Below are 25,516 nucleotides of genomic sequence, written 5' to 3'. Positions count from 1 at the left end.
TCCGCGAATCGGTGAGGTCAGGCGGCGGCGCGCTCGGCCCGGGCGATGAAGCCGCCGCCGAGCACGCGATCGCCGTCATAAAGCACGGCGGCCTGTCCCGGCGCCACCCCGTGCTGCGGCGCATGCAGCTCCAGCACCGCCGCATCCGGGCCGGTCAGCCGCACCGTCGCCGGCACCGGCGCCTGGGCGGAGCGCAGCTTGGCCTCGACCACCCGGCCCTCCGGGCCCGGCGCCTGATCCAGCCAGTTCAGCTCGGTCAGGGCGACGCTGTGCCGGGCCAGCGCCGACCACGGGCCGACGATCACGCGCTTCGTCTCGGGGTCGAGCCGGACGACGTAGAGCGGCTCGTCATTCGACTTGCGGCCGCCGATGCCGAGGCCCTTCCGCTGGCCGATGGTGTAGTGGACGATGCCCTGGTGCCGGCCCAGCACGGTGCCGTCGAGATGCACGATCTCGCCGGGGCCGACCGCGCCGGGGCGCAGCCGCGCCACCACCTCGCCATAGCGGCCCTCGGGCACGAAGCAGATGTCCTGGCTGTCCGGCTTGTCGGCGACCACCAGGCCCAGCCGCACCGCCTCGGCCCGGGTCTCGGCCTTGCTGCTGCCGCCCAGCGGGAAGCGCAGGAAGTCCAGCTGCTCGGCCGTGGTGGCGAACAGGAAGTAGCTCTGGTCCTTGCCGGAATCGACGGCGCGGTGCAGCTCCGGACCCTGTGGTCCCTCGACCCGGCGGACATAGTGGCCGGTGGCCAGGCAGTCGGCGCCGAGATCTCGCGCGGTCTCCATCAGGTCGCGGAACTTGACCCGCTGGTTGCAGCGGATGCAGGGGATCGGCGTCTCGCCGCGCAAGTAGCTGTCGGCGAAATCGTCCATCACCGCCTGGCCGAAGCGGCTCTCGTAATCCAGCACATAGTGCGGGAAGCCGATGCGGTCGGCCACGGTGCGGGCGTCGTAGATGTCGGCCCCGGCGCAGCAGGCGCCCTTCTTCTGGATGGCGATGCCGTGGTCGTACAGCTGCAGCGTGATGCCGACCACGTCGTAGCCCTGCTCGGCAAGCTGGGCCGCGACGACGGAGCTGTCCACGCCGCCGGACATGGCGACCACGACGCGCGTCGCGGCCGGGGGCTTGTCGAAACCGAGTGAATTCATGGCGGGCAGAATATAGGGATCGCCGCCGGATTCCGAAACCCGCCGCACACATGCGGCATGCGCGGCGGTTATTGTCCGACATGACGCGGCGGTCCTACACTCCGGCCAACGCAAGGAGGGAACCAAGAATGTTTCGCCCCAACCGGTTGAAGGAACGGCTGCGCCGCGGCGACAAGCTGTTCGGCGCCTGGGTCGGCAGCGGCTCGCCCACGGTGGCGGAGATCATGGCCCATGCCGGCTACGACTTCGTCATCCTGGACACCGAGCACGGGCCCGGCGGCATCGACGACACCATCGGCCTGCTGCGCGCGGTGCAGGCGTCGGACACGCCGGCGGTGGTGCGGGTGCCGGCGCATGATCCGGTCTGGCTGAAGCGCGTGCTGGACGCCGGCGCCGACAGCCTGATGGTGCCGATGATCGAGAGCGCGGCCGAGGCCGAGGCGCTGGTCCGCGCCTGCCGGTACCCGCCGGCCGGCCGGCGCGGCTACGCCGCCGGCGCCGTGCGCGCCTCGACCTATGGCTTCGAGCCGGACTACATGCGCAAGGCCAACGACAACCTGCTGCTGCTGGCCCAGATCGAATCCAAGGACGCGGTGCCCGAGGCCGCGGCGATCGCCGGGGTCGACGGCATCGACATGGTGTTCATCGGCGTCAACGACCTCGGCGGGTCGATCGGCCTGCTGGAGCAGCTGCACGACCCGCGGGTGCAAGACCTGGTCAGGCAGATCGAGGACGCGGTGCGGCCGACCGGCACGCCGCTCGGCACCGTGCCCAGTTCCGCCTCCACCTGGGCCGAGCTGTTCGACCGCGACTACCGCATGGTCACCGGCGGCGGCGACGTGCCCTATCTGCGCCAGGCCGCGTCGGACTCGGTGGCCGCCTGGAAGGCCTATCGCGAGGGCGCGGGGAAGGGAACCAAGGGCGGCGGTTACTGACCCTACTTCAGCGCCCCGGCCGTCAGCCCGCTGACGATCCGGCGCTGCAGCAGGGCGAAGACGATCAGGATCGGGGTCACGTAGATCGCGGCGTAGGTCATGATCCCGCCCCAGTCATTGGTGTTCGGGCCCATGAAGGAGGACAGGCCGACCGTCGCGGTCTGCAGGGTCTCCGCCGCGATCAGCGAGCGCGAATAGACATACTCGCCGAAGGACTGCAGGAAGATCAGCACCGACACCACCAGGATTCCGTTGCGGGCGAGGGGAATCATGATGCGCAGGAAGGCACCGATGCGCGAGGCGCCGTCCACCCGCGCCGCATCCTCCAGTTCGCGCGGCACCTGCAGGAAGGTCGACCGGCACAGCACGATGTAGAGCGGCAGCACCTTGGCCGTCTGCGCCAGCACCACCGCGGCACGGGGCGTCTCCAAGAGGCCGATCTGGCTGAAGGCGACGAAGATCGGCGTCACCATCAGCGACGGCGGCAGCACCTGCAGCATCAGCACCAGGAACAGCGCCACCGCGGTCCAGGCGTTGCGGTGGCGCGACAGGGCATAGGCGGCGCCGGTGCCGATCAGCGTCGCCAGCGCCGTTGTGCCGACCGCGATCAGCAGCGAGTTCCACAGGTAGCGGTCCATCGCGTGCTCGGCGAAGATCCGGCCGAACTGCCATTGCGGGTCGGTCGGCCAGAAGCTCGGCGGGAAGGCGAAGATCTCGCTGCTGGACTTCAGCGCCGTGACATACATCCAGTACAGCGGGAACAGGTAGATCGCGGCGAAGGCCAGGGCGAAGCCCAGCAGGATGAAGGGCTTTGCCGGTTTCATGCCGCGTGCTCCCGCTCGGTCGAGCGGACATAGAGCGCCGCGACTAGGATCACGAGGGCGATCATCAGCACGGCGACGACGCTGCCGGCTGAGATCTCGTAGGTCTCGAACGACATCTGCCACGACCAGTACTGGGCGACGTTCGACGCGTTGGCCGGGCCGCCCTTGGTCAGGGCCGCGATCAGGTCGAACTGCTGCAGCGTGAAGATGATGCCCAGCGAGACCACGGCGCCCAGCGTCGAGCGCATCAGCGGCAGGGTGATGTGCCGGAAGCGCCGGAAGGCGCGGGCGCCGTCGATCTCTGCCGCTTCGTAGAGGTCGCGCGGGATCGCCGCCAGGCCGACCGACAGCAGGATCATGTTGAACGGGATGCCCAGCCAGATGTTGGCGATGATCACGGCGAACAGGGCCATGTCCGGGTCGGACAGCCAGAAGATCTTGCCATCGGTGAGGTGCAGGCTGGTCAGGGCGTAGTTCAGCACGCCGAAATCGCCGGCGAGGATCCATTTCCAGATCGCGCCGACCACCAGGGCCGGCATGATCCAGCCGGCCAGGAACACGCCGCGGATATAGGTCGCGCCCGGGAAAGGCTGCTGGAAGAACAGCGCCAGGCCGAAGCCGATGCTGAGCTGGAAGGTGATCGACAGCACCACGAAGATCACCGTGTTCTTCAGGATCTGCAGCGCCTCCGGCCGCGAGAACACGTCGCGGTAGTTGTCGAGCCCGGCGAAGGGCCGGTCGAAGGAGGCCAGCGAGAACATGTCGACCTGCTGCAGCGACATCACCAGCGTGTAGGCCAGCGGGAAGGCGGCGAAGACCAGCAGGTAGCCGACCGCACACAGCACCAGCGCCACGTCGAAGCCGCTGCCGTCCCGCAGGGTGCGCAGCAGGGGGAGGCGCGAGAGGGCTCGCGCCGCCGGGGCCGCCGGTTGGAAATTGACCGATCGATCGGTCATGGATTGGCTGGTTCGGGTGCTCGTCATCGACAACCCCCTCCCCCTGCCCCCCTCCCGCGGGGGGAGGGGGGACTCGTTGTTGCGGCGATGGCGGTGCCCCGCCTCACTTCTTCAGCACGCGGTCGATCGTGGCCTGGGCGGTCGCGAGCGCCGTCTTCGCGTCGCTCTGGTGCGTCAGGGCCGACTGGATCGCGGTCTGGATCGCCTTCGAGATCTTCGGCCACTCCGGGTTCGGGCCGCGTGGCCGGGCGTACTGCATCTGCTCGGTGAACACGGCATAGGCCTTCGGCCATTGCGGCGAGTCGGCCTTGGCGTCCTGGACCGGCGGCAGCAGGCCGAACTCGTTCCAGATCCGGTGGTTCTGCGAATAGATGTATTCCAGCAGCATGAACGCCTCCTTCGGGTGCTTGGAGGTCTTGAAGATCACGTTGTTGAAGTCGCCGAGGGCCGAGGCGCGCGGGCTGCCTTGTTTCTCGACCGGGAACAGGGCGACGCGATAGTCGAACTTGGCCTGCTTCGCCATGTCCGGCAGCTCCCATGGGCCGGAGATGACCATCGCGGCGCTGCCGGTGTTGAAGGTGCCGGCCGAATCATGCTGGCCGCGGATCAGCGTGTCGGGCGAGGCCAGCTTCTCGTCGAGCAGCGTCTGCCAGAACTCCAGCGCCCGCACCGCGCCGTCCGACCCGACGCTGTCATAGTCGGCGCCGGCGCTCTGGATGAAGGGCAGGAACTGGAAGGTGCCCTCCTCCGTGCCGATGGCGGAAAAGGCGAGGCCGTAGACGTTCTTGGCCGGGTCGGTGAGCTTCTTCGCCGCCTGGTGCAGCTCGTCCCAGGTCTGCGGCGGCTTGTCGGGATCGAGGCCGGCCGCCTTGAACATGTCGGCGTTGTAGTAGAGGGCGAGGGTGTTGGAGGCGCGCGGGATGGCGTAGAGCTTGCCGTCCCAGGTCGAGGAGTTGCGCGGGCCGGGATAGAAGGCGTCGGCCTTGATCGCCTGCGACTGCTCGACATAGGACGACAGGTCCAGCAGCACCCCGCGCGCCGCGAACATCGCGGTCTCCGGGTTGTCGATGCCGATCACGTCGGGGGCCGAACCGGCGGCGTAGGCCCGCATCGAGTCGTTCACCACGTCGGCGAAGTTGACGTGCTTGATGTTGACCGTGATGTCGGGGTGCTGGGCCGCGAACTCCTTGGCCAGCACATAGGTGAACTCACCCTCGTCGTCATGGGTCCAGACCTCCAGCGTCACCGGCTCGGCCCGGGCGAGGGTGGCGGAGGCGAGAAGGGCGGCGGTTCCCAACAGCAATCGCAGGGTCCTGGACATGAGCTTCCTCCACTGTGTTGTTATTGCGGATTGGCGATGAACTCCCCGCCGCGGCAGCGCTGCAGGTAGCGCAGGCCCTCGACCTGGCCGGTCATCTCGAGGTCGTCGCGATAGACCGGGTCGTGCCAGCCCTCGATGTCGATCGCGCCCCGGAAGCCGCCCAGCCGCAGCTCGGTGATCACCCGGGTCCAGTCGGTGTCGCCGAAGCCGGGGGTGCGGTGGAAGGCGAAGGGCACGCGGCCGTGCACGCCATGCTCCTTGACCACGTCCCAGCGCACCGTCGCGTCCTTGCCGTGGACGTGGAAGATCTTCGGCGCCCAGCGGCGGATCTGCGGCACCGGGTCGATCAGGTAGTACAGCTGGTGGCACGGCTCCCATTCCAGGCCGAGATTGTCGTCCGGCAGGGCGTCGAACATCAGCTCCCAGGCGGCCGGGTTGTGGGCGATGTTCCAGTCGCCGGACTTCCAGCTGCCCTCCATCGGGCAGTTCTCGAAGGCCAGGCGCACGCCCTTGTCGGCGGCGCGCTTCGCCAGCCGGCCGAACACCTCCTTGAAGCGGGGCAGGCTCTCCTCCAGCGGCCGGCCGCGCACCCGGCCGGTGAAGCCGGCGACGATGTCGGTGCCGAACAGATGGGCGTTGTCGATCAGCGCCTCCCACCCGGCCAGGGTCTCGCGGTCCTGCGCCTGGTCCTCCAGCGGGTTGCCGAAGATGCCGAGTGCGCCGATGGTGACGCCGCTGTCGCCGATCGCCTCGCGGATCTGGCCGGCCAGGCGGGGGATGTCCTTGCCGCCCAACGTCTGCCAGAAGAATGGCTCGATGCTCTCGAAGCCATGGGCGACGATCTGGCGGACATAGCCGGCCGGGTCGTCGCCATTGGCCTTCACCATCGTGCCGATGCGGATGTCCTGATGGTTCGCCCGATCGGGCCGTGCACTGGTCATGATCCCTCGATCGTCTGGATGGCCACGCGGCGGCCCTGGCGCGCGCTCTCGATCGCGGCGAAGACCATGGCGAGGCTGTGGAAGTTCTGGTGGCTGACGGTCTCCGGCTCGGCGCCGGTGCGGATGGCGTCGACGAAGTCGCGCATGACGCCGAGATGGCCGTCGACCTGGTCGGCCGGGTCCAGGGGTGGCATCGCGACCGCTTCGGGCTCGAAGAACAGCCCCTCGCGCCGGTCGGTCGCGACCTCGGCGCGGAACTCCTCGGCCCCGTCCCAGGTCAGGCTGCCCCTGGTGCCGGTCAGGCGCCAGGCGCTCTCCCAGCTGGTGCGCAGGCCTTCGGCGCACCAGCTGCCGCGATAGGTCAGGACGGCGCCGCCCTCCAGCTCGAAGATGGCGTTGGCGCAGGCGCCGTGGGCGTACCAGGATCCGGCCGGGTTGCTCTCGTGGCAGTAGACGGCCAGCGGCCGGCGGCCGGCGACGTGGCGGGCGGCGTCGAAGGTGTGGATCGCCATGTCCAGCAGCAGCACGTGCTCCATCTCCTCCCGGAACCCGCCGAAATGCGGCCCGATGAAGAAGTCGCAATGCACGCCGGTCAGCTCGCCGATCAGGCCGCTCTCGACCGCCCGGCGCAGGCGCCGGATGCCGGGGATGTAGCGCCGGTTCTGCACGATGGCGTGCAGCCGCCCGGCCGTCCTCGCCGCGGCCACCAGCTCCCGTGCGGCCTCCAGGCTGTCGGCCATCGGCTTTTCGCTCAGCACGTGGCAGCCGCGGGCGAAGGCCGCCAGCACCACGTCGCGGCGAGCGGCCGGCACGACCACGTCGAACAGGATGTCGGGTTTCAGCCGGTCCAGCAGGGCCGGCACATCGGAGCCGATCTCGGCATCGGCCAGACCGAACTCCTCGGCGCGGCCGCGGGCCCGCCCGGGGTCGAGGTCGGCCAGGCCGACCACCTCCAGCCCCTCGATCTGGCGGGCGGCTTCGAGCCAGGCCCGGCTCATGGCACCGCATCCGGCAAGGACGGCTCGCACTTCGATCTCGCTCCCTCGGCTCGGCGGATTGTTCGATTGTGTCGCCGTAAACGTTTACGATACTGATATCGGACGTGCCGGCCTGTCAATCCGCTTATGGCGCCGCGCATGGGTTCGGTTGCACTCTGGAGGTGCTGGAGGGGAGAGACGTCCTTGGGGATCCGCGAGCTCGCGAAGCATCTGAACATCTCGATCGGGACGGTCTCCCGCGCGCTCAACGGCCGCGGCGACGTCAATCCGGAGACCCGGCGGCGGGTGCTGGAGGCGGCGGCGGAACTCGGCTATTCGCCGAACCAGTCCGGCCGCAGCCTGCGCCAGGGATCGACCCGGGCGATCGCCTTCATGCTGCAGGCCTATAGCGGGCCGGAGCCCTATGGCGAGCCGTTCTTCATCGGCCTGTTCGACGGGGTGCAGGAGGTGCTGGCCCGGCACGGGCTCGACCTGGTCGTGCTCTTGAACACGCCGGACGGCGATCACGAGGCGCAGCTGCGCCGGGTGGTGGAGCGGCGCCTGGCCGACGGCATCCTGCTGCCCTGGACCCGGCGGATCGACCCGCGGCTCGACTTCCTGGCCCAGCGCCGCTTCCCCTTCGCGGCGCTGGGCCGCAGCCTGTCAGGCGGCGAGCACCCGTGGCTCGATCTCGATTTCCAGCAGGCGGCCTGGACCGCGGTCGGGCGGCTGGCCGGATTCGGCCACCGCCGCATCGCCCTGGGCAATGCCGGGCACGACCTGATGCAGGGCCATGTGCTGCTGGACGGCTACGCCCAAGCCCTGGCGCAGCACGGCATCGGCTTCGACGAGGCGCTGGTGCAGGGGGAGGAGATGACCGAGGCCGGCGGCTATCGCCTGGTCGACGCGCTGTTGCGCCGCGGGCCGCCGCCCACCGCGCTGTTCGTGGTCAATGAGCGCATGGTGGTCGGGGCCTATCGCCGGCTGAACGAAGCCGGGCTGCGCCCGGGCCGGGAGATCGCGGTGATCGGCGGGATGATCGATAGCCCCTTCGGCCGCTTCCTGTCGCCGGCCCTGACCTGCTTCCGCCTGTCGCTGCACGATCTCGGCGTGAAGCTGGCGGAGGCGCTGCTGGCGACCATGCCCGGTCACGCCGAAGCCTATGGCGGGCTCGGGCTGGTGCAGGACCTGTGGCCGCTGGAGCTGGTGCCGCGCGAGAGCGACCGGGTGATGCTGGCCGGGTGATCCCCGTCGATTAGGTTCCGGTTGACGGGATGAGAATCCCATCCGTACCCTCTGTGTCATAACAATTTCAAAAATGAGTCACAGACGAGGGGAAGGCGATCATGAGCCTGAGCTTCAAGGATGCCGTGTCCCGAGTCGGACAGCAGCGCAGCCCGGTCGTCACCCAGCGGTCTCCGAATACGGATCAGTTCAATCTGTCCGTGCAGCGCGCCAAGGACGAGAAGCCCGCCACACCTCCCGCGCAGCAGCCGGAGGCACCGCCGGTCTATCGCTGGAACCAGGATCCGGCCGGGATCTCCGAGCACAAGGTCGAGCCCGGGCTGTGGCCGTTCCGGATCTATGCGAAGGCAGGCGTCGACCCGAACGACAACAAGGCGCTGCATGCCCAGCTGGCGGCCACGCCGCAGCTCGACCCGAAGGCCTTCGGCAACCGGCCCGGCGCGCCCGCCGACATCGACCAGGGGCTCGAAGCCTGCGACAAGGTCTATGTCCTCGATTCCGACCGGCTCGGGCTGCTGGACAGCCAGCGCAAGGCTCTCGCCGCCGCGAGCGATCCGAAGGCGAGCGAGGGGGATCGGAACACAGCGAAGGACGACCTCGTCGTCGCGATCGCGCAGGAGGTCGACCAGGCCTCGCTGGGTCAGGGCGCGCCCAGCTTCGGCCGCGATGCCAACGGCAACGGCAAGCTCGACAGCGGCGAGTTCAGCCCGCTGGTCGCCCCGATCGCCGAGCGCGCGCCGAACGACCCGGTTTTCCTCGACGCGCTCAACCAGGTCCGCGAGATCAAGGAACGGTCATGGAAGGCCGACGGGCGGACCACCGACCAGCTCGGCAGGATCGCCGAAGCGGGCGATCGCGGCGACTATGCCGCGGTCACCGCCGAGACCAAGCGGCAGCTGGTCGCCCTTGCCGACGGCACGGACGGGCCGGACGCGGCGAAGATCACTGCCCTGACCAAGCGGGCCGGCATCTACCAGGCCTATATCGGCGGGGACGAGAAGCAGTATCTCGCCGCCGTCACCGAAGGGACGAAGCAGGCGATCCAGGAGCTCCGGGTCGAGCGTCCGGTGCGGGAGCTCCAGGCTGCCTGGGGCAAGGGCGGCACTGACGGCGCCAAGGCCTTCCTGGCCAAGCTGCGCGAGACGACGGACACCCAGGACACCCTGCCGGGCAGCGGTTCCCTGCTGGCGTCCGACCCGCGCGTCCAGACGATGGTCGACCAGTCGATCGACGCGATCGCCGGCTCGCAGTCCACCGGCGACGACCGGAAGGGGCAGATGCAGGCCCTGCTCGACCTCGGCGCGGCGTCCCAGACCATCCTCTACAACGACGGGGCCAAGGCCGGCGCGGGCAAGGCCTTCGTCGACCATGTGGCCGCCCGGATCGTCGACAAGATGAACGGCGATCTGCCCATGGACCACCTCAACCTGCTGCACGAGCAGCAGTTCTTCAGCCTGATGAGCCGCGAGGACGCGGAGGGGTCGGGGACATCGCTGCTGACCGCCATCGCCGCCCGCACGGCGACGCTCGGCACCGACAAGCAGGCGGAGCTCGAGAAGGACGGCGAGCTCGGGTGGAACGACTACCTGTCGCAGAACTCGAACGCCCAATGGGCGGTGCGGCGCAGCATCGAGAATTTCGACGCCGCCGCGACCGGCCAGGACGATAAGATCAACCAGCTCTACAACGAGCTCTATCACGGGCTCAGCGGCTGGGGCGGGGTGAAACCCGACGACCCGATCCCCGCGGCGGACCAGCTGGCGCGGGACATGGAGGCAATCGACAGGCTGCCGGGGAACGCGCAGAAGGCGCAGGACCTGACGAAGGAGGGTGAGAAGAAGCTGCCGCAATGGGAGCGGCAGGAAAGCATCCAGCTCGCGCTCGGCCTGTACAAGGGCGAGCTCGAGCAGGTCGACGGTTTCGACAGCGATGCGCCGATGCCGATGCTCATGGGCACCGGGATCATGATGACCAAGTCGAAGTCGATCCAGGAGGCGATGGACGGCCTGCCGGAGCTGCCGAAGACCAAGACCGATCCCTACGCCAACGCCTCGACCACGGATCCGGCGGCCACGGGCACCATCTGGGTCGAGCGGTCGACCCGCGCGCTGGCCACCTTCGCGGTGGTCGAGACCATGAAGGGCGGCGTCAAGGACATCAACCAGGCCATGGCGGAGAACCGCTACCAGGCGATTCTCCGCGGCGACGCCGTGGCAAGTCGGGCCGAGATCGACGCCCTGCAAAGATACGTCAACGGCACCAGGCCGAATCCCAATGACGACTTTGCCAAGTTCTTCGACGGGCTGAAGGCAAGCATGGGGCAGGGAAGGCTGGAGGACATCATCGCCGGGCGGGCGCAGCCGACCGAGACCGAGAGGCGGCAGATGGCGAGCGCCGAACGGCTGAACGTCGGCACCAATGCGATCACGCGCATCTCCGGCGGCGGCAGCGCGATCCTGTTCGGCCGCAACCTCGACGCGCTCGACAGCTCGCCGGCCGATCTCGTCTATTACGTGCCGCACACGATGATGATGCTCAACGCCGCCCAGACGGCGATGCTGCCGAATGCCAGGGAGATCCTGACCGGCAAGGATCCGAGCGCGCCGACCAGCCTGGAATCCCGCATCGCCGGTGCGCAGACGCGGGTCGCCAACAGCAATCTGGGGCCGATGCAGAAGGCGGCCTGGGGCAAGACCCTGGGCGGGCTGCAGGCCCTGCGGGGCGGCGGGGTCGACGTGCTCTATGTCGGGGCCGACCTGAGCAATGCGATCATGAACGGCTTCGGCGTGGCCGGCACGAAGCAGGATTTCGTGAAGACGGCCGGCTACGCCACCGCCACGGTCAGCGACGCGATCTTCGCCGCCTCCGCCAGAGCGACCCTGTCGAGCGGGGCGATCGCGGAAACGGCCCTTGGCCGGCTGATCACCGCCCTCGGTCCGCTGAAGGTGAGCGGGGTGGCGGCGGTGCTCCAGGTGGCGGGCGCCGGCATCGTCCAGGGCAAGGGCGCCTACGACGCCGCGCATACATACGACAAGGCGGATGCCGACGCCATCCAGGTGCTGTACGGCGTCAAGGACCGGAAGGTGGCGGAGGTGCTGGCGGACCACAACGACCTGCTGGACGAAGGCCTGCTGGGCATCCTGCAGACGGTCTTCCCGGGCGACGAGCACCTGATGGGCGGCGACGAACGGACCCGCAGCGCCGGCAACGAGCTGACCGGCGCCTACAGCGACCTCGACTACACCCGGGCGCGCCTCGGCCGGATCTTCAACAGCTGGACGCCGGAGCAGGCGGAAGAGGTGGCCAAGACGGTCAAGGACATGACGGCCAAGGACGGCAAGCTGCCGGAGACCCAGGACGATCTGAAGTATCTCCAGCTGCCGCCGGACCCGACCAAGGCCGATCTCTCGCAGTATCCGGGCGTCCGCTACAACAGCGAGACGAAACGCTACGAGGATTCGGCGACCAACATGCACTGGGAGGGCGACCGCTGGTGGGCGCCGCCGAAGAAGGTCACTGGTCCGGTCGGCCTCGGCTCGGTGCCGAGCCAGGATCCGCTCTGGTACGACCCGGAGCAGGAGACGCTGATGCACGAGAACGGTTTCGCCTGGCATGTGAAGCCGAACAGCCAGGAGGGGCTCACGGCCTGGCTCAAGAACAAGGGCTATCTCGACTAGGGCCGGCCGGCCCCGCGGTCGATCACCGGGGAGGCCGGCTCGGCGGGACGCCGGACCTCGGCGTCTCCGGCAGCGGGGTATCGCCATACGGCGTCACCTTCGGCCGGATCCAGAGCCGGGCCACCGGCGCCGGGGCGTAGCGGAACGTCTCGCCCAGCGCGCCGCAGGTGGCGGCGAAGCTGCCCGCGGCGCCGAGCATGGCGCCGGCGGCGAAGCGGCGGAAGAACGAAAGGCTCATCGAGGGCCTCCCTAGAGCCTGGCGACGTCGAGCACCGCCTGGGCAAAGGCCTGCGGGGCCTCCTGCGGCAGGTTGTGGCCGATGCCGCCGGTGATCGTGCGGTGCTCGTACTTGCCCGAGAACTTGCCGCGATAGGCCGCGGGCTCCGGGTGCGGCGCGCCGTTGGCGTCGCCCTCCATCGTGATGGTCGGAACCGTGATCACCGGGCTCTGAGCCAGCCTCTCTTCCAGCTGGTCGTAGCGCGTCTCGCCCTCGGCCAGGCCCATGCGCCAGCGGTAGTTGTGGATCACGATGTCGACATGGTCCGGGTTGTCGAAGGCCGTGGCGCTGCGGTCGAAGGTGGCGTCGTCGAACTGCCATTGCGGCGAGGCGAGCTGCCAGATCAGCTTGTTGAAGTCGTTCCGGTTCTGGCTGTAGCCCTCGCGGCCGCGCTCGGTGGCGAAGTAGAACTGGTACCACCACTGCAACTCGGCCTTCGGCGGCAGCGGCTTCCTGCCGGCGGCGGCGCTGCTGATCAGGTAGCCGCTGACCGAGACCAGCGCCCGGCAGCGCTCCGGCCACAGCGCCGCGACGATGCAGGCGGTGCGGGCGCCCCAGTCGAAGCCGGCCAGGATCGCCTTCGGGATCTTCAGCGCGTCCATCAGGGCGATGGCGTCGACGGCCAGGGCCGCCGGCTCGCCGTTGCGGAGCGTCGCCTCCGACCGGATCCGGGTGGTGCCGTAGCCGCGCAGGTAGGGGATGATCACCCGGTAGCCGGCTGCCGCCAGCACCGGGGCGACGTCGACGAAGGCGTAGATGTCGTAGGGCCAGCCGTGCAGCAGCAGCACCACGGGCCCGTCGGCCGGACCGGCCTCGGCGTAGCCGATGGTGAGGTGGCCGGCGTCGATCTGCTTCAACGGGCCGAAGGTGGCGCCGGACTTGGCGGGGGCCGTGGCCATGGGCTGAGCGGCGGCCGGGCCGATCGAGACGAACGGGGCGGCGGCCAGGGTCATCAGCGCGGTGCCGAACAGGCGACGGCGCGGGAGATCGATGTCTTCGGGCATGGGAGGGTTCCTTCGGGGATCGGCAGGGGTGGCTCAGACCACGGTCAGGGTGACGTCGATGTTGCCGCGGGTGGCCTTGGAATACGGGCAGAGCTGATGCGCGGCCTCGACCACCTTCCGGGCGACTTCGCGGTCCAGGCCGGGCAGGCTGATGGTCAGGCGGGCCTGCAGGAAGAAGGCGCCGTCGGTGGTGCCCAGGTCGACCTCGGCGTCGACGGCGCGGTCGGCCGGCAGGGTGACCTTCATCTCGGTCGCGGCGCGGCCCATCGCGCCGATGAAGCAGGCCGACCAGCCGGCGGCGAACAGCTGCTCAGGATTGGTGCCGGTGCCCGGGCCGCCGGCGGGTGACAGCTTGATGTCCAGCCGGCCGTCGGAGCTGCGGGCCAGGCCGTCGCGGCCGCCGGTGGTGTGGGTCCTGCCGGTGTACAGCACCTTGTCGATCTTGGTCATGACGGGGTCCTTGCCGATGTGGGTGGGGGCGTGACGGCCCGCGTCAGGTTGCGCCGGCGCCAGGCACTCGGCGTCTCGCCGAGCCAGCGGCGGAACAGCTTCGACAGATGCGCCTGGTTGGTCAGGCCGCAGGCCAGCGCGATCTGGCTCAACGGGTCGCTTGTGGCCAGCATCAGCCGTTGGGCCCGTTCCAGCCGCAGCCGGATGATGTAGCCATGCGGGGTGGTGCCGAAGCTGTCCTTGAAGGCGCGGGCGAAGTGGCTGACGCTCAGCGCCGCCTGTTCCGCCAGCTCCTCCAGCCGCAGCGGCCGATGCAGGGACCGCCTCAGATAGCGGTCGACCCGGCGCTTCTGCCACGAAGCCAGCCCGCCGCGGCTGCCCTCCGCCGCGCCCGACAGCGTCAGCAGCGTCACCAGCCGCACCGCGGCGGCGCGCGCGGCCGCAGGGTCGCTGGCCAGCCCGCAGCGGACGTCCTCGATCAGCGCCTCGGCCGCCTCGGCCGGATCGCAGGGCGCGTCGGCGGGCAAGGGGCTTGTCCCGTCCTTCTCCATCCTTGCGTCCTCCAGGCCGTCGTCGATGCCCGATATCTAGGCGGCGGCCCGGGAGGGCGCTCGTTAGGGCTTGTGAGCCGGCGTTAGCGGCTGTCGTGCGATGCCGTCAGCGCAGCGGGCGGAAGCCGGCGCGGACCTCGGTGGCGAACAGCTCGGGCTCCTCCCAGGCGGCGAAATGGCCGCCCTTGTCGACCTCGTTGACGTAAATGAGCGTGTGGTAGGCGCGCTCGACCCAGCTGCGCGGCGCGCGATAGATCTCGCCGGGGAAGATCGTCACCGCCGCGGGCAGCGAGATGTCCACCGCGTTGAAGTTGTTGGAATGGTCTTCCCAGTAGATCTGCGCCGCGGAAGTGGCGCTGTCGGTGAGCCAGTAGAGCGAGATGTCGTCCAGGATCTCGTCCCGGGTCAGCGACTTCTCCGGATCGCCGCCGCTATAGGTCCATTGCGCGATCTTGTCGTACATCCAGGCGGCCTGGCCGACCGGCGAATCCGCCAGGGCGTAGCCCACCGTCTGCGGCCGGGTCACCATCATGGCCGAGTAGCCGGTGTTGTTCTGGTAGAAGTCGCTCAGCTGGTCGTAGGCCGCCTTCTCCGGGGCCGGCAGTCCGGCCGGGGCGGGCAGGCCCTGCGCCAGCAGCGGCTGCAGCTCGGCCGGCACGGTCGCGGGCATGTTGACATGGATGCCGATCAGCCCCGGCACGGTCTGCATCGCCATCCGGTGCGAGATCACCGATCCGCAATCGCCGCCCTGGGACACGAAGCGCTTGTACCCCAGCCGCGCCATCAGCTCGCCCCAGGCGCGCGCGATGTGGTCCGAGCCCCAGCCGGTGGCGGTCGGCTTGCCGGAGAAGCCGAAGCCGGGCAGCGACGGTACGACCAGGTGGAATGCGTCCTCCGCCTTGCCGCCATGCGCAGTGGGGTCGGTCAGCGGGCCGATGGCCTTCACCAGCTCCAGGATCGACCCCGGCCAGCCATGGGTCATGATCAGCGGCAGGGCGTTCTCGTGCTTCGAGCGGACATGGATGAACTGGATGTCGAGCCCGTCGATCTCGGTCACGAACAGCGGCAGGGCGTTCAGCTTCGCCTCCACCTTGCGCCAGTCGTAATCCGTGCCCCAGTAGCGCACCAGCGCCTGCAGCCGCGCCAGCTGCACGCCCTGGGACTGGTCGGCGACGGTCTCCTTGCCGGGCCAGCGCGTCGCCGCGATGCGCCGGCGCAGGTCGACGAGGTCGGCCTCCGGCACCTCGACGCGGAACGGGCGGATCGCGCTGCCCTGGGTGGCGGCCGCGGCCAGCCGGGTGGGCAGGAAGCTCAGCGCGCCGGCGGCCGTGACGGCCGCAATCGCGGTCGCGGACGTCGCCAGGAAGCCGCGCCGGGTGGCGGGCGGCACTGCGTCGGACATGATCGTTCCTCTGCTGCGAGACGGACGGGCCGTGACGAGGCCGGTCTGGGCGGGACCCTAGCGCCGGGTCCACGCCCGTGCTTTCACGGGACCGCCGGGTTTGCCGCCGATTGCTGGATTCTGCGCCCGGCGGGGCCTTGGTGGTGCCGCGCCAGTCCTTCCCTTAGGATGCGGCCGACTCGAACCGTGGCGGAGAATGGCGAATGATGATGGGGCCGGACGTCTTCTCCTTCGGTCCCTTCCGCCTGGCCGCGGGCGAGCGGCTGCTGACCCGGGACGGCGTTCCGGTCGAGCTGGGCGCACGGGCGCTGGACATCCTGGTCGCCCTGGTCTCCCGCCCGAACGAGCCGGTCGGCAAGCGCGAGCTGATGGCCGAGGTTTGGCCCGACGTGACGGTCGAGGAGGGCAGCCTGCGCTTCCACATCGTCGCGCTGCGCAAGGCGCTCGGCGACGGCCAGGACGGCGCGCGCTACATCGCGACCCTGCCGGGCCGGGGATACTGCTTCGTCGCGCCGGTGCTGCGGTCGTCCGGCACGGTGGACGGGGCGGCGACGGCCAGCTTCACCGGCGCCACCTTCCTGCCGGCGCGGCTGGCGCGGATGGTGGGGCGGGAGGACAGCGTGCGGGCGCTGGCGGGCCAGCTGGCCACGGCCCGCTTCGTCACCATCGTCGGTCCCGGCGGGGTCGGCAAGACCACGGTGGCGGCCGCCGTCGCGCACGAGCTGCTGGAAGGCTTCGCCGGCGCCGCCCTGTTCGTCGATTTCGGCCTGGTGACCGACCCGCGGCTGGTGCCGGTCGCGGTGGCGTCGATGCTGGGCCTGCCGATCCGGTCGGAGGACCCGGTCCCCGGCCTGATCGCCCATCTGCGCGGCCGGCGCTTCCTGCTGGTGCTCGACAGCTGCGAGCATGTCATCGACGGCGCGGCCGGCCTCGCCGCCGAGATCTTCCGGGCCGCGCCCGAGGCCCATATCCTGGCCACCAGCCGCGAGGCGCTGCGGGTCGAGGGCGAGCAGGTCCACCATCTGGCGCCGCTGGGCTGCCCGCCGGACGAGCCCGGCCTGACCGCCGCGGCGGCCGGGGCATTCCCCGCCGCCCAGCTGTTCCTGGAGCGCGCCGCGGCGGCCGGCGCCCCTCTTGATCTCAGCGACGCGGACGCCGCCCTGGTGGCAGAGATCTGCCGCCGGCTCGACGGCGTGGCGCTGGCGATCGAGCTGGCGGCCGGGCGGGTCCAGGCCTATGGCCTGCGGCAGACCGCGGCCCTGCTGGACCAGCGCCTGCCGTTGTCCTGGACGGGCCAGCGCAACGCGCCGCCGCGGCAGCGCACCCTGCAGGCGACGCTGGACTGGAGCTACGGCCTGCTGTCCGAGCCGGAGCGCCTGGTGCTGCGCCGGCTCGCCGTGTTCGTCGGGCCGTTCACGATGGAGGCCGCGCTGGGCGTGGTGACCGGCGGGGCGGTGGACGACGCCATGCTGTTCGCCGCCATCGACAGCCTGGTCGCCAAGTCGATGGTCGCGACCCGCCCGGTCGGCGCGATGATGCGCTACCGGTTGCTGGACACGACCCGCGCCTATGCCCAGCAGATCGCCGACGACGCCGAGCGCGCCGCCCTCGCCGTGCGCCACGCCGGCTATTACCGGCGCTGGCTGGAGCAGCTCGGCGGCGACTGGCCGGCCCTGTCGAACGCGGCGGAGCGGGGGCCGTATCTGACCGCCATGAACAATGTGCGGGCGGCGCTCGACTGGTGCTTCGGCCAGGGCGGCGATGCCGGGCTCGGCGTCGCGCTGGCCGCGGCCGCGGCGCCGGTCTTCCTGGCGATGTCGCTGCTGACCGAATGCCGGCGCTGGTCGGAGCGGGCGATCGGCGCGCTCGACGCCACCACCCGCGGCGGCAGCGAGGAGATGCACCTCCAGGCGGCGCTGGGGATGGCGCTGATGTTCCTGCAGGGTGGCAGCGACGCGGCGCGTGCGGCGCTGGAGCGGGCCCTGGCGATCGCCGAGGCCCGTGGCGACGCGCTCGGCCAGCTGGTGGTGCTGGGTCCGCTGCACATGTTCCATCTGCGGATCGGGGCGTTCGATATCGCCCTGGAGCTGGGGAAGCGGGGCGCCGCCCTGGCCGGCGCGGTCGAGGATCCGGCGGCCGCGGCGCTGGCGCAGTTCCTGCTCGGCATCTCGCTGCACCTGGCCGGCGATCTCGGCGGCGCCCGCGCGGCGCTGGAGGCGGCGCTGCGGCACCAGCCGGGCGGGCCGCGGGCCAGCACGATCTATCTCGGCTTCGAAGGCCAGAACCTGTCGGGCGCCATCCTGGCCCGGACCTTGTGGCTGCAGGGCCATCCGGCCCAGGCCGTGGAGCAGGCGCGCCGGGCCGTGCGCGAGGCCGAGCGGATGGACCATCCGGTCACGCTGTCCGTCGCCATGATCTGGGCGATCACCGTGTTCCTGTGGACCGGCGACCTGCGCAGCGCGGAACAACACGTGGCGTGGTTCACCGCCCGCGCCGGCAACCATTCCCTCGGGCCCTATCTCGCCGTGGGCCAAGCTCTTGCCGGGGCGCTGGCCCTCCGTCGCGGCGATGCCGAGGCGGGAGTCGAGGGGCTGCAGGCCGGCCTGGCGATGCTACGCGGCGCGCGCTATGAGGTGCTGACCACGGCGCTCGAGATCGCGCTGGCCGAAGGTCTCACGGCGACCGGCCGGGCGACCGAGGGGCTGGCCCTGGTCGACGCGGCGATCCGTCGGGTCGAGACCCATGGCGACCTCGTCTACAGGCCGGAGCTGCTGCGGGTGAAAGGCCGGCTGTTGCAGGCGACGCCCCAGGCCTCGGAGGCCGAGGCGTGCTTGCGGCAGTCGCTGGACTGGAGCCGCCGCCAGGGCGCGTTGGCCTGGGAGCTGCGGGCTGCGACCGATCTGGCGGCGCTGCTGGCCCGCCAGGGCCGGTCCGGCGAGGCCGCGGCACTGCTGCGGCCGGTGCTCGACCGCTTCACCGAAGGCGCGGAAACGGCCGATCTGCAGGCAGCCGCCCGCCTGCTGGCGACGCTGAACTAGGCGCGGGATTTCTCAAGTCAGGCTTCCGCGAAGGGACGACTCACATCCGTGCGGCGATCAGGAAAGGACAAATAGGTCTACCGTGGTCAGGCTGCCCGTGAGGGTCCCCGTCCACGAGAAATGCTGGCTATTCTCTGAGGAGTGGCATATCGACGTCGAATCCGGAGATCCACTATATGCGCGGAGAAAAAATCTCTGCTCTCGCGTCAAATTGCCCTCACACTGATCTGATATAAGTTTGATAATCAATGGCAAGTCATTTTTTATTTGTGTGAATGGATTGCATATTTGATTGAGTATTTGTTGGTCCATTTTCCCTCTCCACTCCAGAATTCTATCATCTCAATATAAAGGTGACGTTTTTATTGGTCAAGACTCTACAGATTCATAAAATAAAGGGCTAATATTTGCAAAATATCATACCTGCAATGCTGGCGTCGGCACTTCCGGATTATCCACCGTCAAGGGCGCGCTAAGCTCCGGCGATCTCCGCCGTGATCCAGCGGGCGAAGGCCTGCATCGACGCCGTCTCGCTTCTCGACTTCAGCCGCGTCAGCCAATAGCTGCCGGTGGACACCGTGACATCGAAGGGCTGGACGATCCGCCCCGCCTCGATCTCCCGGGCAAACATGGCGATGGGAACGAGAGCCACCCCGCCCCCCTGCGCCGCAGCCTCCACCAGGGTCAGCGAGGAGTCGAACATCCAGCCCCGCAGCTTCGGCGGCTCGATGCCGGCGGCCCGGAACCAGAGGCGCCATTCGTCGACCCGGTACGATCGCAGCAGCTGCTCGTTGACCAGGTCCGCCGGGCTGCGAAGGCGCGGTCGGAGCGACGGCGCGCAGACCGGCGACAGCGGTGCGTCCATCAGGCGCATCGCATCGGTCCCGTGCCAGGCGCCGTCGCCGAACCGGATGAACCAGTCCAGCCCGTCGAGCAGCATGTCGGCGGTGTTGTTGTTGGTCTTGATGCGCAGATCGACGAAAGGATTCTGCTGCTTGAAGCCCGGCAGCCGCCGCAGCAGCCAGCCGGTCGCGAAGGTGGCGACCACGCCGATGGTCAGGATCTCCTGGAAATTGCCGTCCTCGAACTGGCTCAGCGTCGCGCTCATGCGCCGGAACGCGTCGGTCAGCACCGGCAGCAGCGCCAGCCCTTCATCGGTCAGGGCAAGGCCACGCGGCAGGCGCTCGAACAGGGTCACGCCCAGCGTCTGTTCCAGCGCCTTCACCTGATGGCTGATGGCGGTCTGGGTGACCCGCAGCTCCAGCCCAGCGCGGGTGAAGCTGCCCAGCCGGGCGGACGCCTCGAAGGCCCGCAGGGCGTTGAGCGGCATCTTCGAGACTTCCATTGTCCACCCCGCCCATGGCCAACATTAACTCATGTCTATGCGAAGTATTCCTCGTTTGGCTAGGGGCATGGCGTCCGCCTATTCAGGGATCGAACGGCGCGGGCGAGCCCGGTGCCGTCCCGGGCAAGGGCCGTCCGGCAGCCACTCGACTCATGGAGACAGGATTGACGATCTTGGTATCGCGCCGGCTGGCGCTGGCCGGCTCCCTGCTCGCGGTTCCCGCGCTGGCCGCTTTTCCGACGGCGGCGCGGGCGCAGTCCGACGCCGCGGCCCGGCTGGCCGAGCTCGAACGCGCGAAGGGCGGCCGCCTGGGCGTCGCCGCGCTGAACCTGGCGACCGGCGCCCGCATCGGCTATCGGGCCGATGAGCTCTTCCTGCTGTGCAGCACCTTCAAGGCCCTGGCGGCGGCCTTTGTCCTGGCCCGAATCGACCGGAAGCAGGAGCGGCTCGACCGCCGAATCGTGATCTCGCGCAAGGATCTCGTGGGCAAGTCGGTGCTGGAGCCCCGCATCGGCGGCGCCGGGGTGACGATGGCCGAGATCTGCGACGCGGCCGTCACCTACAGCGACAACACGGCGGGCAACCTGTTGCTCACCAGCTTCGGCGGCCCGGCCGGCCTGACCGCCTTCCTGCGCTCGCTCGGCGACCAGGTCTCGCGGCTGGACCGCACCGAGCCGACGCTGAACGCCTATGCCGGGCCGGGCGATCCGCGTGACACCACGACGCCGGCGGCGATGCTGGAGACCCTGCGCAAGCTGCTGTTCGGCGACGCGCTCTCCCCCGCCTCGCGCCACCAGCTGGCGGCCTGGCTGATCACCAACAAGACCGGCGACACCCGGCTGCGGGCCGGCTTCCCGGCGGGCTGGCTGGTCGGCGACAAGACCGGGACCGGCGGCAACCCCGAAGGCAGCACCAACGACGTCGCCGTCGCCTGGCCGTCCGACTGTGGCCCGATCATCGTCACCGCCTATTGCGAGCTGCCGTCGCAGACTTTCGAGCAGCGGAACCCGGTGGTCGCCGAGATCGGGCGGATAGTGTCGCAGGCGTGACGCGGCCGGAGCGCCGCCGGGTCATGGCGGCGCTCCGGATCCGGACTGCCGGCGCGTCAGGCGATGTGCAGCCGGACGTCGACATTGTTGCGGGTGGCGTTGGAGTACGGGCAGACGTGGTGCGCCTTCTCCACCAGCGCCTGCGCCTGGGCCTTGTCCAGGCCGGGCAGCGAGATCGTCAGGTCGACATCGATGCCGAAGCCGCCCGGGATCTCGCCGATGCCGACCTCGGCCTTGACCGAGGCGTCGGGCGAGATCTGCACCTTCTCCTTGCCGGCGACGAACCGGATCGCGCCCAGGAAGCAGGCGGAATAGCCGGAGGCGAACAGCTGCTCCGGATTGGTGGCGCCACCCTTGCCGCCCATCTCCTTCGGCACCGCCAGGGCCAGGTCGATGATGCCGTCGGACGACTTCGAGCGCCCGTCGCGGCCGCCGGTCGAGGTGGCGGTGGCCTTGTAGATGATTTTCTCAGGCTTGCTCATTGCACGCTCCTGGTTTGGACCGCACCGGCGATGCGGCCACGGGGATGGGACGGTACAAACATGGGGCAGCGGCCTGAGGCTGCCACCCGGGTCCGGCGCTATCGGTCGAAGCGCCGGGGATCGACCGCGGCAAAGCTGTTGCCGCGGCTGAAATCGTCGAAGCGGACCACCAGCGGCACCGGCGACGGATCGCGGTACGGCCCGAACTTGAAGTACTGGTCGCGGCCTGCCGGTGAGCCGACCGGCCCGCGCACGGTGACGATCGGCCGGCCGTCGGCCCAGATCGCGATCAGGTCGTCGGGCCGGCCGGCGACGCGCAGATGCACCACCATGTCGACCCAGGCGCCGAAGGGCGAGGGCAGCGGCGCGGTGCGGTCGATGGTCAGGCCGCGGCTGCAGTCCGCCGCGCGGTCCGGCGGCGGCGCGTCCAGCTCGTCGCCGCCGCCATGCAGGAAGCTGCGCGTGCCGGCGGAGAAATCCGAGAAGTCGTAGCCGTCCTGCCAGGCGATCAGCACCCGGCATTGCCGGCCGGGCGACGCGGTCGCCTGCTCCACGGTCAGGTGGAAGGCGCCGCCCTTGAAGCGCTGGGCCAGGATCGGGCTCTGGCTGCCGCTCTGCTTCCATTGCCCGACCACCAGCCGGTTGCCGTCGGCCACGGCATCCGGGCTGTCGATGCGGAAGCTGAAGCCGAACCAGCGTTCGGTGCCCGCCGGCTCGGTCGATTGCAGCCACAGCTCGGCGCGCTGGTCGTCCTCCGGCGCGAACACCGCACCCGGCGCGGTGTCCAGGCAGCCGCTGCGCTGCCGCGCGATCTCCGCCTTCGGGATCGCGGGGGGCATGGTCGCATCCGGCAGCAGGGCCATGCCGACGGCGTAGCGGCCGGAGCGCACCACCGTCTCCTCGATGAAGAAGCGGTTCTCCGCCCGCGGGCAGGGGGCCCACACCTGCGGGTCGATGCGGCCCGATTCGAAGCCGTCGCCGATGTCGGCGGCGGCGGCCGGCGCGGCAGCGAGGATCAGGACGGCCGGCAGCAGAAGCTGCCGCAACGGGGCTGGGAGCATGATCGTCCCGGGGGTGTCGGGCCGCGGCAGGATATGCGGCCGGCCGGACGCAGCCAAGCGGAGGCCTCCTATTGGTCGAATCGCCGGGGATCGACCTCCTCGAAGCTGTGGCCCAGGCCGAAATTGTCCAGATGCGCCACCACCGGGGTGTCGGCGGGGTCGCGATACGGCCCGATCTTGAAGTACTGCCGGCCGCTGTCGCGGTAGCCGAGCCGGCCGCGGACGGTGACGATCTTCCGGCCGTTGGCCCAGACCTCGATCAGGTCGTCCGGCTGCGCATCGACCTTGACGTGGATCACCATGTCGACCCAGGCGCCGTAGGGCGAAGGCAGCGGTGCCTTGCGGTCGATGCTCAGGCCGGTGGCGCAATCGGTGGTATAGTCGGGTGGCAGCCTGGCGCCGGCGGCGTCGAAGCCGTCATGCAGGAAGCTGTGATGCGGCGGGAAGTCGGAGAAGTCGTAGCCGTCCTCCCAGGCCACCAGCACCCGGCACTGCTGCAGCCTGGCCGGCCCGTCCTGCTCCACGGTCAGGTAGAACTTCCGGTTGCGGAAGCGCTGGCCGAGGAACGGGCTGTACTGGCCGGCCTGCTTCCACTGCCCGACCAGCAGGCGCCGGGCATCGGCCTCGGGCGCCGGCGGCGCGTCGATCCGGAAGCTGAAACCGTACCACAGGTCGGTGCCCTTCGGCTCGGTCTCGCGCAGCCACAGCTCGGCCCGCTGGTCGCTGCCGGCCATGAAGTCCATGTCCCGGTCGGAATCGATGCAGCCGCTGCGCCGGTGCTCGGTGTTGACCGCCTCGACCTCGGGCGGCAGGTCCGGCGTCGGCAGCAGCGCCATGCCGGCCGAATATCGGCCGGAGCGGGCGAGCATGCCGTCGATGAAGAAGCGCCCCTCCGGCCGCCGGCAGGGCGACCAGACCTGCGGCGGGATGCGCCCGCCTTCGAACCCGTCCATGAGCGGGGCGGCGGCGGCCGGGGTGGCGGCCAGCAGGAGGAGAATCGCCGACAGGGACCACCGCAGGAAGGCTGGAAGCATGGATCTGTCGGGCCGCCGAATCGGGAAACGAAGCGGCAGGATAGGTCACCGCGGCGGCCGGGTGGCCCCGAGAAGACGCGGCAGGTCGCCGCGCCAGGCCACCAGCGAGAACACCAGTGCCGCCACCACCACGAACAGCGCCGTCACGGACGCCATCACCGGGGTATAGCCGTAGCGCAGGGCGTTGAAGATCTTGATCGGCAGCGTCTCCACCGTCGACCCCGCCACCATGTAGGCGACGATGTACTCGTTCAGGCTCAGCACGAAGGCGAAGGCGTAGCCGGAGATGATGTAGGGCCGCGCCAAGGGCAGCACGATGGTGCGGAACACCATGCGCTCGTCGGCGCCCAGCGTGCGCGCCGCCTCCACCGCCGCCCGGTCGATCGAGGCCAGGCCGAGGGCGATGTTCACCAGCGGCAGGGTGACGAAGAAGATGCCGTGCGAGACGATGGTGGCGGCGATGTGCCCGTACAGCCCGACGATCTGCCAGAAGATCAGGAAGCCCAGGGCCGAGACCACCGGCGGCAGGATGAAGGGGGCGATGCCGAGGGTGTAGAGCGCGCGGCCCCAGCGCGGGTTCCAGCGCCACAGGTACCAGGCCATCGGCAGCGCGATCGACACCGACAGGGCGGCGGCCAGCACGGCGATGATCACGCTGTTGCTCAGCGCGCCGACCCATTCCGGGTCCTGCAGCATCTCGCCGTACCAGGCGACGGACAGGCCCTGCGGCGGGAAGAGCAGGCGCTTCTTCTCGTTCAGCGACACGCCGATGATGACGATGATCGGCGCCAGCAGCACGGCCCCGATCAGGCCCATATAGAGGCGGGAGAGCGTGCGTCCCATGATCAGCGCCCCCCGGACGCCCGGCGTCCTTGGCCGAGCAGCAGGGTCAGGCCGATCAGGGCCAGGCTGACCAGCACCAGGAACACCGCCAGCGCCGCGGCGAAGGGGATGTTCGACTGGTAGATCGCCTGGTCGGTGATCAGCACCGACAGGGTCCAGTGCTCCGGCTTGCCCAGCACCTGCGGCAGCACGTAGCAGCCCAGGGTGAAGACGAAGACCAGGATGGCCGTGGCCAGGATCGCCTGGCGAAGCGACGGAATCACCACGGTGAAGAAGCCGCGCAGCGGCGAGGCGCCGAGGGTGCGGGCGGCCTCGGTGATCTCGGGGTCGAGGCGGTTCACCGCCGGGTACAGCATCAGCACCGAATAGGGGAAGCCGATGAAGCACAGCCCCATCAGGAGGGCGCCGAAGCTCGGCGTCCAGGCCTCGGGCGAGGACAGGATACCGAGGGTGACCAGCAGGTTGGACAGGCCGGCCGACCGCGACAGCAGGATCGACCAGGCGAAGCCCATGATCACCTCGGACAGCGACAGGATCGACAGGATGCAGACCAGCCACGCCACCTGCGCCGGCCGGCGGGTGCGGCTGAGGCACCAGGTGAAGGGCACCGCCGCGATGACGCAGAACACGGCGGCCAGGCCGCAGATCATCAGCGAGAAGCCCAGCACCCGGGTGAACAGCGGGGTCCAGAATCGGGCGTAGTTGTCGAGCTCGAAGGCCGGCTCGTACAGCCCGCCCTCGACCCGGTGGTAGAAGCTGAACGCCACCATGATCACGAACGGGATCAGGAAGAACACGCACAGCATCGCCGCCGGCCACAGCGCCGGCAGCCGGGCGACCAGGCCGCGGGGGGCGGCGGGGGCCGCAGTGGGCTGGGCAGCGGTCGCAATCGCGGTCATGCGGCCCTCCCGAGAAGCCCGAGTGCGCGATCTTCCCCACTATCCTCCCCCTCCCCTCGC

Annotated in this window: 22 protein-coding genes; 5 read left to right on the top strand and 17 right to left on the bottom strand. The window is 69.8% G+C overall.

Features of this window, described 5'->3' with window-relative positions:
* Positions 1–17: 17 nt before the first annotated feature.
* A complete protein-coding gene (gene mnmA, locus AAHM41_RS19360) occupies positions 18–1,145 on the bottom strand; it encodes a tRNA 2-thiouridine(34) synthase MnmA (protein ID WP_342238211.1) in 1,128 nt (375 codons plus the stop codon).
* A gap of 128 nt (positions 1,146–1,273) precedes the next feature.
* Between mnmA and AAHM41_RS19355 the strand changes: the two genes are divergently transcribed.
* Positions 1,274–2,080 (top strand): HpcH/HpaI aldolase family protein, encoded by an 807-nt coding sequence (locus AAHM41_RS19355; RefSeq protein ID WP_342238210.1) that lies wholly within the window; start codon positions 1,274–1,276, stop codon positions 2,078–2,080.
* Positions 2,081–2,082: 2 nt separating this feature from the next.
* On the opposite strand, the gene AAHM41_RS19350 is transcribed toward AAHM41_RS19355, so the two are convergent.
* The 5 genes from AAHM41_RS19350 to AAHM41_RS19330 form a co-directional block, all read right to left on the bottom strand.
* Positions 2,083–2,904 (bottom strand): carbohydrate ABC transporter permease, encoded by an 822-nt coding sequence (locus tag AAHM41_RS19350; RefSeq protein ID WP_342238209.1) that lies wholly within the window; start codon positions 2,902–2,904, stop codon positions 2,083–2,085.
* Positions 2,901–3,887, bottom strand: a complete 987-nt coding sequence (locus AAHM41_RS19345) for a carbohydrate ABC transporter permease (protein WP_342238208.1) — start codon at positions 3,885–3,887, stop codon at positions 2,901–2,903. Before AAHM41_RS19345 ends, AAHM41_RS19350 begins: the two co-directional genes overlap by 4 nt.
* Positions 3,888–3,963: 76 nt before the next feature.
* A complete protein-coding gene (locus AAHM41_RS19340; RefSeq protein WP_342238207.1) occupies positions 3,964–5,181 on the bottom strand; it encodes an ABC transporter substrate-binding protein in 1,218 nt (405 codons plus the stop codon).
* Between the two features lie 20 nt (positions 5,182–5,201).
* Positions 5,202–6,122, bottom strand: coding sequence for a sugar phosphate isomerase/epimerase family protein (locus AAHM41_RS19335; protein ID WP_342238206.1), 921 nt, complete (start codon positions 6,120–6,122; stop codon positions 5,202–5,204).
* Positions 6,119–7,150, bottom strand: coding sequence for a Gfo/Idh/MocA family protein (locus tag AAHM41_RS19330; RefSeq protein ID WP_342238205.1), 1,032 nt, complete (start codon positions 7,148–7,150; stop codon positions 6,119–6,121). The genes AAHM41_RS19335 and AAHM41_RS19330 overlap by 4 nt, the downstream gene beginning before the upstream one ends.
* A 153-nt stretch (positions 7,151–7,303) precedes the next feature.
* Between AAHM41_RS19330 and AAHM41_RS19325 the strand changes: the two genes are divergently transcribed.
* Together AAHM41_RS19325 and AAHM41_RS19320 are read left to right on the top strand one after the other, a co-directional pair.
* A complete protein-coding gene (locus AAHM41_RS19325) occupies positions 7,304–8,344 on the top strand; it encodes a LacI family DNA-binding transcriptional regulator (RefSeq protein WP_342238204.1) in 1,041 nt (346 codons plus the stop codon).
* Positions 8,345–8,445: 101 nt separating this feature from the next.
* Positions 8,446–12,021: a hypothetical protein gene (locus AAHM41_RS19320; protein WP_342238203.1), complete on the top strand. Its 3,576-nt coding sequence runs from the start codon at positions 8,446–8,448 to the stop codon at positions 12,019–12,021.
* Positions 12,022–12,043: 22 nt separating this feature from the next.
* Here AAHM41_RS19320 and AAHM41_RS19315 read toward each other — a convergent pair whose 3' ends face one another.
* The 5 genes from AAHM41_RS19315 to AAHM41_RS19295 form a co-directional block, all read right to left on the bottom strand.
* On the bottom strand, positions 12,044–12,259 hold the full coding sequence (locus AAHM41_RS19315; protein ID WP_342238202.1) for a hypothetical protein: 216 nt from the start codon (positions 12,257–12,259) through the stop codon (positions 12,044–12,046).
* 11 nt (positions 12,260–12,270) lie between these two features.
* Positions 12,271–13,302, bottom strand: a complete 1,032-nt coding sequence (locus AAHM41_RS19310) for an alpha/beta fold hydrolase (RefSeq protein WP_342238201.1) — start codon at positions 13,300–13,302, stop codon at positions 12,271–12,273.
* A gap of 33 nt (positions 13,303–13,335) precedes the next feature.
* Positions 13,336–13,752, bottom strand: coding sequence for an organic hydroperoxide resistance protein (locus tag AAHM41_RS19305; RefSeq protein WP_342238200.1), 417 nt, complete (start codon positions 13,750–13,752; stop codon positions 13,336–13,338).
* Positions 13,749–14,279 carry an AraC family transcriptional regulator gene (locus AAHM41_RS19300; protein ID WP_342238199.1) on the bottom strand — a complete coding sequence of 177 codons (531 nt, stop codon included), beginning with the start codon at positions 14,277–14,279 and terminating at the stop codon, positions 13,749–13,751. The genes AAHM41_RS19305 and AAHM41_RS19300 overlap by 4 nt, the downstream gene beginning before the upstream one ends.
* A 130-nt stretch (positions 14,280–14,409) precedes the next feature.
* On the bottom strand, positions 14,410–15,705 hold the full coding sequence (locus AAHM41_RS19295) for an epoxide hydrolase family protein (protein WP_342238198.1): 1,296 nt from the start codon (positions 15,703–15,705) through the stop codon (positions 14,410–14,412).
* 203 nt (positions 15,706–15,908) lie between these two features.
* Between AAHM41_RS19295 and AAHM41_RS19290 the strand changes: the two genes are divergently transcribed.
* Positions 15,909–18,743: an ATP-binding protein gene (locus AAHM41_RS19290; RefSeq protein WP_342238197.1), complete on the top strand. Its 2,835-nt coding sequence runs from the start codon at positions 15,909–15,911 to the stop codon at positions 18,741–18,743.
* 472 nt (positions 18,744–19,215) lie between these two features.
* On the opposite strand, the gene AAHM41_RS19285 is transcribed toward AAHM41_RS19290, so the two are convergent.
* On the bottom strand, positions 19,216–20,073 hold the full coding sequence (locus AAHM41_RS19285) for a LysR family transcriptional regulator (RefSeq protein ID WP_342238196.1): 858 nt from the start codon (positions 20,071–20,073) through the stop codon (positions 19,216–19,218).
* 179 nt (positions 20,074–20,252) lie between these two features.
* Here AAHM41_RS19285 and bla point away from each other — a divergent pair, with 179 nt between their 5' ends.
* Positions 20,253–21,137, top strand: a complete 885-nt coding sequence (gene bla, locus AAHM41_RS19280; protein WP_342238195.1) for a class A beta-lactamase — start codon at positions 20,253–20,255, stop codon at positions 21,135–21,137.
* 56 nt (positions 21,138–21,193) lie between these two features.
* Here the strand turns inward: bla and AAHM41_RS19275 are convergent, their stop codons facing one another.
* From AAHM41_RS19275 to AAHM41_RS19255, 5 genes are all read right to left on the bottom strand, one after another.
* On the bottom strand, positions 21,194–21,619 hold the full coding sequence (locus AAHM41_RS19275) for an organic hydroperoxide resistance protein (protein WP_342238194.1): 426 nt from the start codon (positions 21,617–21,619) through the stop codon (positions 21,194–21,196).
* A 98-nt stretch (positions 21,620–21,717) separates the two neighbouring features.
* Positions 21,718–22,737: a heparin lyase I family protein gene (locus AAHM41_RS19270; RefSeq protein WP_342238193.1), complete on the bottom strand. Its 1,020-nt coding sequence runs from the start codon at positions 22,735–22,737 to the stop codon at positions 21,718–21,720.
* 11 nt (positions 22,738–22,748) lie between these two features.
* Positions 22,749–23,714, bottom strand: coding sequence for a heparin lyase I family protein (locus AAHM41_RS19265; protein WP_342238192.1), 966 nt, complete (start codon positions 23,712–23,714; stop codon positions 22,749–22,751).
* A gap of 45 nt (positions 23,715–23,759) precedes the next feature.
* Positions 23,760–24,557: an ABC transporter permease gene (locus AAHM41_RS19260; protein WP_342238191.1), complete on the bottom strand. Its 798-nt coding sequence runs from the start codon at positions 24,555–24,557 to the stop codon at positions 23,760–23,762.
* A gap of 2 nt (positions 24,558–24,559) precedes the next feature.
* Positions 24,560–25,456 (bottom strand): ABC transporter permease, encoded by an 897-nt coding sequence (locus tag AAHM41_RS19255; protein ID WP_342238190.1) that lies wholly within the window; start codon positions 25,454–25,456, stop codon positions 24,560–24,562.
* Positions 25,457–25,516 lie beyond the last annotated feature (60 nt).

The organism is Inquilinus sp. OTU3971, from assembly GCF_038440215.1.
The sequence above is the reverse complement of the archived record's forward strand: the minus strand, read 5'-3'. Positions and strand labels throughout refer to the sequence as shown.